The 13,456-nt window shown below is 37.8% G+C and carries 8 protein-coding genes; 7 read left to right on the top strand and 1 reads right to left on the bottom strand.

The features are described from left to right. Window positions 1–160: 160 nt before the first annotated feature. A complete protein-coding gene (locus CQ022_RS14950) occupies window positions 161–1,744 on the bottom strand; it encodes a Na+/H+ antiporter (RefSeq protein ID WP_105683135.1) in 1,584 nt (527 codons plus the stop codon). A gap of 234 nt (window positions 1,745–1,978) precedes the next feature. On the opposite strand from CQ022_RS14950, the gene CQ022_RS14945 reads away from it, so the two are divergent. The 7 genes from CQ022_RS14945 to CQ022_RS14915 all read left to right on the top strand — a co-directional run bounded on the left by CQ022_RS14945 (window position 1,979) and on the right by CQ022_RS14915 (window position 13,441). After that, complete coding sequence (locus CQ022_RS14945) at window positions 1,979–2,479, top strand: M15 family metallopeptidase (protein WP_105683134.1); 501 nt, start codon at window positions 1,979–1,981, stop codon at window positions 2,477–2,479. 191 nt (window positions 2,480–2,670) lie between these two features. Then, the gene (locus CQ022_RS14940) at window positions 2,671–3,708 is read left to right on the top strand and encodes a patatin-like phospholipase family protein (RefSeq protein ID WP_105683133.1); all 1,038 of its coding nucleotides are present in this window, start codon (window positions 2,671–2,673) and stop codon (window positions 3,706–3,708) included. A gap of 223 nt (window positions 3,709–3,931) precedes the next feature. After that, a complete protein-coding gene (locus CQ022_RS22990) occupies window positions 3,932–4,105 on the top strand; it encodes a hypothetical protein (RefSeq protein WP_165791668.1) in 174 nt (57 codons plus the stop codon). A gap of 230 nt (window positions 4,106–4,335) precedes the next feature. Next, the gene (locus CQ022_RS22760) at window positions 4,336–6,564 is read left to right on the top strand and encodes a M14 family metallopeptidase (RefSeq protein WP_123864444.1); all 2,229 of its coding nucleotides are present in this window, start codon (window positions 4,336–4,338) and stop codon (window positions 6,562–6,564) included. A 103-nt stretch (window positions 6,565–6,667) separates the two neighbouring features. Next, window positions 6,668–7,426 carry a leucine-rich repeat domain-containing protein gene (locus CQ022_RS14925; RefSeq protein WP_105683132.1) on the top strand — a complete coding sequence of 253 codons (759 nt, stop codon included), beginning with the start codon at window positions 6,668–6,670 and terminating at the stop codon, window positions 7,424–7,426. Window positions 7,427–7,437: 11 nt separating this feature from the next. Further along, window positions 7,438–9,612, top strand: coding sequence for a hypothetical protein (locus CQ022_RS14920; protein ID WP_105683131.1), 2,175 nt, complete (start codon window positions 7,438–7,440; stop codon window positions 9,610–9,612). A gap of 7 nt (window positions 9,613–9,619) precedes the next feature. After that, window positions 9,620–13,441 (top strand): hypothetical protein, encoded by a 3,822-nt coding sequence (locus CQ022_RS14915; RefSeq protein WP_105683130.1) that lies wholly within the window; start codon window positions 9,620–9,622, stop codon window positions 13,439–13,441. Window positions 13,442–13,456 lie beyond the last annotated feature (15 nt).

The raw sequence follows: 13,456 nt of genomic DNA, 5'->3' as shown, positions 1-13,456 counted from the left end.
AGTAAAAATATATACAAAATTAGAGTTTTTAAAGAATAAAATAATCTTTTAAACCATAATTAACATCACATTTAACACTCTGAAAAACAAATGGATAAAATTTTTAAATACGACATGTTTTGTCGCATTAGCACTTTAATTTTGTTTTCAAAAATATCCATTAAATCATCCTCAAACGTTCTTCCTCAAGATCAATCTGATAAAGCTGATGGCGGATAATTTCTTCATTCACGGAAATATCTTTGTTAAGCTCTGAGAGAAACTGTCTCTGACTTTCCAGCATTTCAAAAAAGATATCTTTGGTTTTTTCATTCATCCATTCTGCATCATTTGCCTCTATTTTTTCTTCCCAGTGTTTCAGCATTCTTTCTAATCCGGCGTTACTATTCAGTTCATTTTCATGCTTGTTTTTAAGAAAATGATAGACGTGTTGTTTCAGTTTGTGCTTTATTTCTTCTCTGGATTGTTTGTCTTTCTCCTCATCAGTAAAATCATCAAATACATGTCCATATTTTATCAGATATGGGAGTGTAAGTCCCTGAACAAGCAACGTCAGCAAAATCACAACGAAAGTAATGAACAGGATAAGGTTTCTGTTGGGAAAAGGAAGCCCGTTTTCAAGGGTAATCGGAATGGCTAATGCTGCGGCTAATGATACAACACCTCTCATTCCTGTCCACCCAAGCATCAGAGGCATCAGCAAACGTCTTCTTGAGGAAGAAGCACGAGGCGCCACACTTGGCCGGAAAATCAGTGTAGCCAGCATTGCAGCATAAGAGCTTATGATTCTGGCAGCAATCAGAATACCGGTCACCAATATCCCATATTGAATAGCTATTCTCAAAGGAATTCCTTCCCATCGCAGTCCACCAACAATTTCAGGAAGTTCCAGTCCGATAATTAAAAATACAATGCCATTCAGAATAAAGACGAAGCTTTCCCATACGCTGTAACCTCTTATACGGCTGGTACTGTTTAAAAAGATCATCCTTTTAGCAGACATATACAGACCTCCGCAAACTACGGCTAAAACTCCGGAACAATGGAGCTGCTCTGCAATCCAATACATCAGATAAGGCTCAATAAGTGTTAATGCAATATCTGAAGAGGCGTCTGTAGGAAGTCTTTTATGAGCCTGCACAAAAATCCATGCCAGTAATAAACCCATTCCTACTCCTCCGATTAGCATCCATAAAAAATCCAGCGAAGCTTCCTGCCATACAAACTGTCCGGTTCCTACAGCAATTAAAGCAAAACGGAATATAATAAGTGAAGAAGCATCATTCAACAAACTTTCTCCTTCCAGAATAGCAGATGTAGTGGATGGTATTTTTACAAATTTCATGATGGCTCCTGTGCTTACAGCATCAGGAGGAGATACGATTCCTCCCAGCAAAAATCCGAGGGCAAGCGTAAAACCGGGTATAAAGTAATTGGCCGTCACTGCTACGGCCAGTGCGGTAAAAAAGACGACTAAAAATGCAAAGCTTCCAATAATGCGCCACCACCGTTTCATTTCTTTAAAGGAAATAGACCACGCAGCTTCAAATAGCAAAGGAGGTAAAAAGATAAAAAAGATAAGATCCGGATTAATTTTTACAACCGGAAGACCAGGTACAAAGCTAACAAGCAACCCGAATACAACAAGTAAAATCGGGTAAGCAATTTTTAACTTTGCAGCCCACATATTGAGCAGCACAATGGCCGCAATCATAGCCAATAAAAAAGGTAAGATGGTATGCATTACTATTGTGTTTTATCCATCATATTTACTACTTCTATTTGATTTTTAAAAATTAAATAGCAATTTTTCTTATTTTTTGTGTTCACAGATGAATTGATCTGTTTCTAATTTGTTTGTAGATTATGTTTTTCATCTCTGATTGAAGGATATAGAATTTTAATCAAACTTCTAATAAAACACGTCAAGTTTCGTCGTCTTCGCGCTATACTTTTGTCCTGTAACAAAATAGAAAATATGGACAAAGTAACCTTAGAACGAATTCAGAATCTTCATCCGTTGGTAAGAGATGAAGTGAAGCAAATTATACAGGAATGCGATGAAGCCCTTACCGGAAGAGCCAAGATAAGGATCACCCAGGGATTAAGATCTTTTGAAGAACAGGAAAAGCTGTATGCGATCGGAAGAATTACGTCAGGAAAAAAGGTAACCAATGCAAAGGCAGGACAAAGCATCCACAATTATGGACTTGCTGTAGATATCTGCCTGATGATTGACGGAAAAACAGCGAGCTGGGACACTGCAAAAGACTGGGATAATGACCGCGTTGCAGACTGGTATGAGTGTGTCAAAATCTTTGCCCGCCATGGCTGGGACTGGGGTGGCAACTGGAAAACATTTAAAGATCTTCCCCACTTTGAAAAAAAGAATATCCCTTCTAAAAAAGGCTCTGTAAAAACCCGTTGGAGATCACTTCTGAAGATGCCAAAAGACAAGCAGAATTACGTCATTTTTTAGTGTCATTTATTTGAAAATAAATATAATACGACACGTTCTGTCGCTTCCCCACACTACCTTTGCTTTATAAGAAAACAACAAAAAAAGCAATAAAATCTCAATATGGAATCTGAATGTTTTTATGATAAATCAATAGATTCTGTAGATTTAATATTGCATGTGTCCTTTTAACAAAACATTAAAAATATCACATGAAAAAGACAACCATTCTTTCTTTGGACGGAGGTGGAATAAGGGGAATCATAACCTGTATTATTCTGCGTTACATAGAAGAACAGCTCCAGTATTATGATAAGCCCACTGCCAAGCTGGGAGATTATTTTGATCTGGTAGCAGGCAGCAGCACCGGAGGTCTGATTGCTTCTATTATTCTCTCTCCTGATGAAACCCGAAAAGCAAAATATTCTATTCAAAAAGGATTGGAATTATATGCTGAAAAGGGCGGCGACATCTTCCAGGTTTCTTTTTGGGAAAAACTGGTCAATCCATTCGGATTATTGAATGAAAGAATTTCCCAGGAAGCTCTTGAAAAAAACTTAAATGATTTTTTTGGAAATTTAGAATTAAAAGAATTAATAAAACCCTGTTTAATAACAAGTTATGACATAGAGAACAGAAGAGCAAAGCTTTTCAACTCATGGAAAGCTAATCTCAGCACAGACAACTTTTTTGTAAGAGATATCTGCAGAGCGACTTCCGCTGCTCCTACGTATTTTAGTCCTGTTCAGATTAAATCTATGTACGGACAGATTTTCAGTCTCATTGATGGCGGAATGTTTGCCAATAATCCCGCTCTTTGTGCTTATGCTGAGGCAAGAAAAATTCCTTTTGCAGAAGTGTTGAAAAATCATCAGAAAGCCAACCATCCAAGTGTAAATGATATGATTATTATTTCTATCGGAACAGGAATTGAGGCAAGACCTTACCCTTTTAAAAGACTTGAAAAAGCCGGTAAAATTGGCTGGGTAAGCCCAATTATTGACATTTTAATGTCTGCCAATGCAGAAACAGTAGATTATCAGCTGGAACAAATGTTTCAGACACTGGGTCTGAGAAATCAAAAAAATTATTATCGTTTGAATCCATCATTAAAAAATGCTTCTCCAGCAATGGATAATGTGAGAAGATCCAATATTGAAAACCTGATCCAGGCCGGATTGAGCTATATTGATGATAACAGAGAAATTTTGAACCAAATTGTTCAGAAACTCATCAAAAATAAGATATAAGCTTTTTACCTTATAAACAACTCATATAAGCTATTAAGATTATATTTAAAATTAAAAAAATCTTTTTTAAACACGTCAAGTTTTGTCGTTCTCCTCTACTACCTTTGGAGTATCAAAAAAACACAAAACAACAATCCATAAAAACTTTTAAAAGCCATTGAATTCAACATTCTCTTATGCTGAACAGCCTGAAATATGTTCACAACACCTTATAACACAAAACATGGAAACACCACCAGATCACAATACAAATATACTCTTTGATGAAGATCTCTATACCATTGAGTGGAGCGATATTGAAAATACTGAGATGGATTATGAAAACTATCTCAATGACATTGAAAACTTCTTTAGAGAAGATTTTAAAGAAGGAGCACTTGAAGAAGATACTTTTTAAATAAAAAACTAATACACGACAAGTTCTGGCGCTGTTCAACATTACCTTTGAAATCTCTATAATACACGTACAGCAGTCTCATTAAACATTCTCAACACCTTTGAATTCACCATTCACAAAATGCTGGACAGCCAGAACTATGTCTGAAAATATAGCCCAAAAGGATCCTGCTCCACTAAAAGGCAGGACCAAACAATCAATTTATTAACCCACAGATCACACAACGTTTTATGAAAACAAAACAAGAATTAAAACTCTATTTTGAAAATGGAGATATCCCAAAACAGGAAGACTTTTGGGAATGGCAGGACTCGTACTGGCATAAAGACGAGATGATTCCATTAAACCAAATTGAAAACATTGATGCCTTAAGTGTTGGAGGTTTATTAGAGAATATAAAAACAGGAGGAGTTCGGAATTGGGTTCTGGGTTCTTATAAAGCTGGTGAGGTTGTTAGATATCTTGATATTTTATGGAAAGCTAAAGTAGATATTACAAGTGCAGTTCCAGGTAATAATGCTAATTGGGAAGTTTATTTCCCTTTTCCTAAGTCACCAGGTCTTTTTACATCACATTCCACTACTTTGACAATTAATGTTGCTACTAATACTGTTACTTTAATTGGATCTTCAACAAATAAAATTATTACAAACCAGGGTGTATTTAATGTTCGAGCACAATCTGTCGATACCTCTGCAAATCCAACATATTATGCAATTGTTTATAATACATTAAGTACGAATGCAAGAGCAGTTACAATTTATGATAATGCCGCAAGGCCTTTGGGAGTTAATGATTACGTATTATTTTATGTATTAAATCTAAATTCAACACTGCAAGATGTTTTTGGAGCGAAAGGATATACTTTAATCAATACAATAGGAACAACTGCTTACCCAATAAAGCCTGTAGCCCCTGCTGATGTTTTATATAATAAGACATTTTCAACCTGGCAGGGATCGAGAACGTCAGATGAAAAATTTTGGCTTAGTAAATCAATCTTAGATGCTGAATTTTATAATGTAAAAGATAATGCGGTTGTTACATTATATGGACTGGGAAAAAACGTTACCACTACCAATTCATACCTGGGTTTTATTTATGCAGAAACAGGTAAGCCCGCGCTGTTCTTATACGCAGATGAGTTTAATAATGCATTTTCAATGCCGTATGATCCTGTATTGCACTCAGGGATAAAAACATATTATCTCAGATCAGGTACTAAAAGGGAATCTAATACAACAATATATGGAAAAGTAACAATTGATTGGTCTCAGGTTCCTAACGAGAAAAGAGTGGTTGAAAGTAACTCAGGAGTAACTAATAATAGTAATTTAGGTAGAACATTATATAAAAAATCAGAACTTTTTAATAATCCTTTAGGGTTTGTAAAGTTTGCACGGTCTCGTAGTTTCAATGATTATTATTCTGCACCAACACTAGACAGTTACTCGGGGGCGGATGGATCTGGCATTCCCAAAAAACCTTATGAGGATTGTAGAGAATGGTCATTAAAATGGGATGAACTTATCACTAATACTCCTCCTGGATATTCAATTACGAAAGAAACGCTTACAACGGATGTTCCTACAGACACCAATGTTGATGGTAAATTACCAATTTACGGTTATACTTTTCTACCTAACAAGTTAACTGCCGGCGATCCTACCGGAAACAATGCCCAAACATTGCCACGAGTTGTTTTGAATTGTTCAATTCATGGTTTTGAAAAGACCCCTTCTTTTGTTGTTTATGAGTTCATGAAACAGGTTCTTACAAATTGGAAATCACATCCGTTTTTAGAATACTTAAGATTTAATGTTGAATTCGTTATTATTCCGTTCGCAAATCCACATGGATGGAACGCAGGATCTGGCGCAGGAACACGTAAGAATTTTAATTTGGTTGATTTAAATAGAAATTTTCCGACATTCTGGGCAGGCGGAGGTACTTCTGCTGACCCTACGTTTCCTGGTCAAGCAGCATTATCAGAAATTGAATCCCAGGCAATATATACATTCATGCAGGAAAAAATCACATCAAACACAATTATGGGTGTAGATTTTCACAATTTTCACGGCACACCTCAGACAGATCCGAAAAATTACAATATGGCATGGGTTGTAAATCTTGGTTCTGAATTAGGTCAAAATTCAGCTAATGTTTTAATGAAGGAGTTATCAGCAAAATACAAGGCTAAATCTTTATTAATTCCACAATCTGATGATTATTACATTGGGCAATCGAATAACTATAATGGACCGGGATTTAGTGGTTCTACAATGAAATCTCTGGGAGCTTTATATGCTTCAACATTTGAAATTTGTCAAAATTTCCGATTCAATCCAGCTTTTAAAAGCCATGATAGTGACGCTATTACTTTTGGATTGGAAACATTTACCAACTATTTAAGAGTTTTTCTAGCTGAACATTTAGATGAATATAACAGGACAAAATAGAAAGTATTTTCTGTACTGAGAAACTTAGACCTTAATAAGGTAATCATTCCAAAAGCAGCAGCAACTTACACTATTACTATGTAACCCTATCACAATTAACAATATGAAAACAAAACAAGAATTAAAACTCTATTTTGAAAATGGAGATATCCCAAAACAGGAAGACTTTTGGGAATGGCAGGACTCGTACTGGCATAAAGACGAAAAAATTGACACTCAGAAGGTGACAGGCCTTGAAAATGGTACATTCAACCTGCTCTATGCTGAAATGGATGCTGAGAAGAATGCCTCACTGGCGTTCTTTGCACAAAGAAAAATAGTTATAAAACCAGGAACGTTAACTATTCCAAAAAGCTTTACCGGAGGTTTGATCGTTACTGAAGTACAAATTCCTGACAGCGTAACAAGTATTCAGGAACACGCATTTGCAGGAAGCGGCTTAACAGTACTTGAGATCCCTGCCCGCGTAACGGATATTCAAGGCTGGGCCTTTTTCAGCAACCGAATAACATCTTTACATATTCCTGAAAGCGTTACCTATATTGGCACTCAAGCATTTACAGGAAATCAGTTGACTGAAATACGCCTTCCAAAAGGAATAACAGTTATCTCACAAGGGGCATTCTCAGCCAATAAACTAACGTCTATTGAGATTCCAAATGGAGTGACAGAAATTAAATCCGATGCTTTCTACGATAATCAACTAACCTCAGCAACGATCCCCAACACTGTTCTCAATATTGAAGCAGGAGCATTTTCAGGGAACAAACTTACAGAGGTTGTATTAGGTGAAAACACAAAGTATCATACGTATTCTTTTGATACTGATGTTAAGATAACTGGCGGACAACTTACCAATTAAACACTATACAAATGAAAACAAAACAAGAATTAAAAAAATACTTCGAAAACGGAGATATCCCCATCCAGGAAGAATTCTGGGAGTGGCAGGAGTCTTACTGGCACAAAGATGAAAAAATTCCGGCAGATCAATTAGATTATGATCTCTCTCAAAAAGCAGATGTTAATGCCTCCAATCTAAGTCCGCAGAATGCTCAGCTTTGGAAAGATAAGGTTGAAACTCAAACCTCCATTCAGACTCCGCAATTGAACGGGAACATCTTAACGGTATTCTATACTGGAGAGAATGGTACCCAGCAAAGTAAATCTGTTGATTTAAGCAGTTTGATAACCCGTGATATCAGTATTGAGAACGCCACCTATGATGCTTCTCAAAATATTATCACCATTACCCAAAATGATGGCTCAGCCTTTCACATCAATCTTTCGGAATTCAGTATCATTACGACGACCAATTCCGACGGAAGTGTAACCTTGTCACAGGAAGGGCAGGAAAAAGTGTCCCTGAAAAAAGTGGCTGTAACAGGCAGCTATAATGACCTTTCTGATAAACCTACTTTTAGTGGAAATGATAATTTACAAAATGTTATCGACAGAGGAAACGGAACAACCAAGCCTATTATTTTCCAGCCAGCCCAAGGCAGAGCAGGTGAAATAAATTTCAGTCCTACAACGTATTCCTTTTGGTTTGGAAATTTGAATACAGATCATACCGGAGCCTATGGATTAGGGATTGGCTATAATACATTATCAAAATTAACCACAGGGGCAAATAACGTAGCGCTGGGCTCTTATGCTTTAAATGAGCTCACCACAGGAAGATGGAATACAGCAACGGGAGTTTCAAGCGGAACTAAGTTAACAACCGGAAATTTCAATGCTTTTTTCGGAACACAATCAGGAACAGAAACAACAACGGGAACCGGAAATACGTATATCGGAGATGAAGCAGGAAACAAAAATATTACCGGAACAAATAATACAGCTCTTGGTCTTGGAGCAGCTTATTCCTTAACGAATGGAACCCAAAATACTTTTTTAGGTGCTTTTGCCGGAAACATTCATGGTAAAGCAACAGGATCCGGCGCATGGGGTTCCAATACTTTTGTTGGATATAATGCGGCCTCCACTACTCACGCTATGGGTGTTTGGGGTGATAATAATGTCGTTATCGGCTGTAATGCTCCATTAGGAGGTTCAACATTCAACAAGCTGGTTATTGAATCCAATCCGGTAGCAAGACGTCATGATTTTGTAACTCCTTTAATTGGCGGTGACTTTGCTTCAAGAACATTAGATTTTGATGCTGTAGTATCTGCAAAAAGGACGCCTTTAGCTGATAACACCTATACAAAAGTAGCTGTTCTAAATGCCAATAATGTATTTGGATATAAAAATCTTTCAGACTTCCAAAACTACATTCCTCTCACAGGAACAGAAGTAAACAACCCCGTTTCAGGTAATATCCAGTTTACAGATGAAGATCCGGAGGAAAGAATCATTTATAGAACGAATGAACTTGATGGTGTAAAAAATATTCTCGGCTTATTTCCTGAAGCTGCTATGATGTCTTCCGGTAACTTAGATGGAACCAATGCCTCTACTATTTCTGTAAGTAAAGAAAATGGCGTTTTCGCATATGGCCATGGAGCTCGTTTGATGCTGAGTGATGTAGGTGCTGCTTTAAGGCAGACAAACGGAGGAGGGCTAAAAGGAATTTTTGCAAGTCCGAACTTGGATGAACCTGTGCTTATAGAACATGAAGCAACAAATGCCAGAGGATTAAGTTCTAAAACTTATTTTGGAGACAATGCCCAGGAAAATGATTACATCCAGAAACAGTATGCGGATAAGCAACATTCTTACAGCACCAAAGAAGAGCTAACAGGCGGAAAATGGATCAACGGGAAGCCTGTTTACAAAAAAACCTTGTATCTGGATCAGATTCCAAGAACAGGTCAAATTGAATTGAAAGCTGAATTCCCAGATCTTGAAACGATTATCTCCAACGAAATGTTTACGGAATGGTATGATCTGAAAACCGCATTTGCAGGTAACCAATGGAGAACAAAGGCCTACATCACCATAGAAAGGGAAATGGCTATCATTGAACTGTTGAATGTGCCTGATTATGATTATTCTCTTATCAACTCGTTTACTCTAACTCTCGAATACACAAAAAAATAAGCACAAAATGTCAACCAACAATACATCAACAGCAAAATCCGCATTTACCGTCGGAACATCTTTAGTCGGAGAAGGAATTATTAACTATAAAGAAACAAACCCTATGAATACAACCAATAATGCATCACAATCACTTTTCAGATTTGTAAGTCTGAGGAACCCACAATTAACAGAAACTAAAGACAAAAACTTAGGGTTTATCCACAGACCTAAAGGGGTAACCGGCGTTTTTGATACAGCAGTCGCAGGAAGACCTGCCAAAACATTAAAATTTGCAGCCATGAAAAGAGTTGCAGGTGAATTTAACAATGCGGGATTCGAAAGCGAAAAGAAAATTGAAGAAGGTGCATTTAAAGATCTTCTTGTGATTGGAAGAAAGCTTTCTAAAAAAGAAAGATTAGAGAATACCGACTGGGCTCTTGTAACAGACTATTACAAAAGTCTTATTAACACCAACAGACAGCTAAACGCAGAAGGAATTGCTATATTTTCCCAACTTTGGAATAATTATATTCATCAAATTGTTACCCAGGGAGATTTCTATATTAAAGAAGCAATCAGCCACGTTTTAATGGCTATTCAGCTTGGTTTTGCCAGCAATCAGGATCTTACCGATCAGGAAATCATCAAGGTTAATGGTGAAAAACCATTGGAAAAAGCAATGGATGGAAAAATTATACTACCAGCCATCTTATTTTCAGAGGATGTTGAAACGCTTTCAGTTTCTGCAAGAGCTGCTGAAGGTTCTGAACCTGCCCTGAGTGCAAAAACCATTCAAAGACTGGAATCCGAAGCAAGAGCTTCATTGGCTGCCACCAAAGCAATTCATAGAAAAGAATCTTTAAGCACCCTAAACTCTGAGCTTGAAAAACTTCAGAAAAAATTCCACAAATCCAGACATCAGGCATACGAGGATGAGTATTCCAGATATATGGCAGAAAACAAAGAGCGTTTAGAACTCTATGACAAGAAACTGGCTGAAGTAGACAGCAAAATCACTCCGGACATGTCTGAAGAAGAAAAAGAACGTCTTTACAGCACCTTGAAGGAATATGAAGTTGCTCCGTTTGTATTTACTTACAATAATGAAATCAATTTACAAGATTTACAGGCAAAGCTTTCACCAGAATCTTTCGACCTTTTTGTTGAGCTTTTCGGTGAGCCCACAACGGGATTAGTTTCTCTGGCAGAAGAGACAGACAGCCTTCAGATCCTTTCACATAACACCTTAAGAATGGGCGCTCAGACCATTATTCTTGATGATGAGATAGAAAGCTATGCCGATGCTTTACTTGTTGTAAAAAACAATATTTCATCTTCCATGGAAATCGCTCTGCAAAACAGTCCTCTTCCGGAACAGCAGTATGCCAATATCGGTGGAGCTTCAGTTCCCCTTATTCAAAACACTGCCAGAACGCCGATGGCATATAGCTTATACGCACACAGTTCTTACAGGGTGTCCGGGAGCAGAGGATTTGTTAGTTTTTCTTTCGAAGTTGAAGATGTTTCATGGAGCGTTGCCAATGCCAGAATCACTGCTACAACGGATGCAGCCGGAACTTTCGAAGAAAACTACAGCAATATTCCTGTTGTAGACAATAAAATTTCTTTACCTGCAGCTTTGGTAGACAGATTCAGAAGCAGCTTTAGTTTCAAAATAGAAATCATTTTTGATAACGGAAGCGTAGCCTATGGAGAGATTGCTACACAATATCCAAAAGAAGATCTGAACCTTACCGGAATGCTGATCCTGAAACGTGCAGCCATCGAAAACCCGGGGACACCGGATCCGGTAACCATTCAGAAACGTAAAAATTTCGGAATAAAAAGACTGGGTGTAGCAGATTATCTAAAGGTAGTACAAAGTGTTCATGCCTACGTTCCCGGAGAAGTTTCCAATATTGAGAATGTTATGGCAAGCGAATTAAGACATAAATCTTCCGTTTCCAGAGAATATTCTGAAATTACAGACACAACATCTAAATCTCAGGAAACAGAGAAGATGTCTGACACTTCAAAAACTTCCAGAACGGATATGCAGACCGAAGTTGCTAAAGAAATTGAGAAGCAACAAAGTATTTCTGCCTATACAAGATTCAGCTATGGAAATGATAGTGCCATGAAGTTTGAAATCGGTGCAGACTATGCCAATAACACAGCACAGCACGACAGTACAAGACAGGCCGTGATGAAATCTCAGGAAATTACGGAAAGAGCGATGGAAAGAGTTCTGACTAAAATTTCAGAAGAAAGAGTACAGAAAATCATCAAAGAATATACGGAAACCAATGTTCATGAATATGACAACAGAGGAAAAGTAACCAATACTGATAATCCTGATGCTGCACAACCTAAACACATTACAGGAGTGTACAGATGGATCGACAAGAAAATGAAGAACCAGATCTACAACTATGGTAAGCGTACCATGTTTGAATTTATGGTTCCTGAACCTTCAAGATTACACCGTTTGGCTCTTACTGTTGCAAAAGCACAGGTACTTAAAGCTCCTGTAGACCCTAGAAAAGCACCGGAACCTTGGTTAATGCCAGATCCAAAATCTGCAACTATTGTACAGATCCAGCATTGGGCTCAGGAATATGGAGTGAATTTAGTAGCCTTCCCGGAAGCAACCAAACAGGTTATTCATACAGCATCCAGTGTTCCTCAGACAAATGACGATTTTGGAATTGATCATACCCAATTTACCATCCCGGACAACTATGCCGGAAAGAATGCAAGCTTCGCCTGCAGATCAACAAGAAACAGAGGTGGCGGATGGTCAGGATCACGTTATTCTGAAGTAATGTTCTCTAACTTAAAAGGAGATATGATTGGTCGTTCTGAACGTGGTGGAGACCTTAATTTTGATGACGGATCATCTGGTTTCAATATCACAGGGAATGTAACTTTTCAGGTGAAAGGACACAATGTTAGAAGCTATACCATCAAAGTGGTTGTAAATTGTGAGCTAAGTGATACATTTATCAATCAATGGAAAACTGAAAGCTTCAATGAAATTATTAAAGCCTATGAAGCTGCTTATGCAAAATTCCAGGAAGATCAGGCAAGATTGGATGCAGAGCAAAAAGAAAAAGAGGCACAGCTTAAAGAAAGACAGGATACGTTCTACCGTTATATGGAGCATGATGTATTAAAGCACAACTGTATCGCTTACTTATTACAGGATTACCTTTATACATTAGGCCAGGAAACAACCAATGGTGCCGATGAGAAAACAAAAATGGATAATTTCCAGGTCTACCTGAATGAAAATCTGGACCGATATACCGCACTTGCCAAATTTATGGAACAGGCATTTGAATGGGAAATCATGGATTATACCTTCTATCCATACTATTGGGCTAATCGTAAGAGCTGGCAAGAATTCTACATCAGTGAAAGTATGGATCCTCTATTCAGAAGCTTCCTACAGGCAGGTATGGCAAGAATTATCGTTACCGTAAAACCAGGTTTTGAAGCAGCCGTTCAGTTCTTCCTTGAAACCGGATTAATCTGGAATGGCGGATCTGTACCGGTAATCGGAGACCCAATGTACATGAGTATCGTGGACGAAATGAGACAGCCAACAGGAGAACCTCAGGGTAAATACTGGATTACCAGAATCCCTACTACACTGACGATTCTTCAGGATAAGTCTACAGGACTTCCCGTGAAGCAGCCTCTACCGATTTTCCCGGAAAATGATCCTAAGAATTGTGAGAATCCTTCAGAACTGGAGTTTGAAACAAGTTTCTCTCTGGATACTGATGCTCAGTTGTCACATAGTGATGGAGCTACCACATTACCTACAACAATTGTTGGATAGTATTAACCTTAATGG

The organism is Chryseobacterium culicis (assembly GCF_002979755.1).
GTDB lineage: Bacteria > Bacteroidota > Bacteroidia > Flavobacteriales > Weeksellaceae > Chryseobacterium > Chryseobacterium culicis_A.
This window is presented reverse-complemented; position numbering and strand designations above follow the sequence as displayed.

Bases quoted from the DNA above. Each gene is read 5' to 3' on its own strand.
- CQ022_RS14950 (WP_105683135.1), bottom strand. From the start codon at position 1,744: ATGCATACCATCTTACCTTTTTTATTGGCTATGATTGCGGCCATTGTG.
- CQ022_RS14945 (WP_105683134.1), top strand. From the start codon at position 1,979: ATGGACAAAGTAACCTTAGAACGAATTCAGAATCTTCATCCGTTGGTA.
- CQ022_RS14940 (WP_105683133.1), top strand. From the start codon at position 2,671: ATGAAAAAGACAACCATTCTTTCTTTGGACGGAGGTGGAATAAGGGGA.
- CQ022_RS22990 (WP_165791668.1), top strand. From the start codon at position 3,932: ATGGAAACACCACCAGATCACAATACAAATATACTCTTTGATGAAGAT.
- CQ022_RS22760 (WP_123864444.1), top strand. From the start codon at position 4,336: ATGAAAACAAAACAAGAATTAAAACTCTATTTTGAAAATGGAGATATC.
- CQ022_RS14925 (WP_105683132.1), top strand. From the start codon at position 6,668: ATGAAAACAAAACAAGAATTAAAACTCTATTTTGAAAATGGAGATATC.
- CQ022_RS14920 (WP_105683131.1), top strand. From the start codon at position 7,438: ATGAAAACAAAACAAGAATTAAAAAAATACTTCGAAAACGGAGATATC.
- CQ022_RS14915 (WP_105683130.1), top strand. From the start codon at position 9,620: ATGTCAACCAACAATACATCAACAGCAAAATCCGCATTTACCGTCGGA.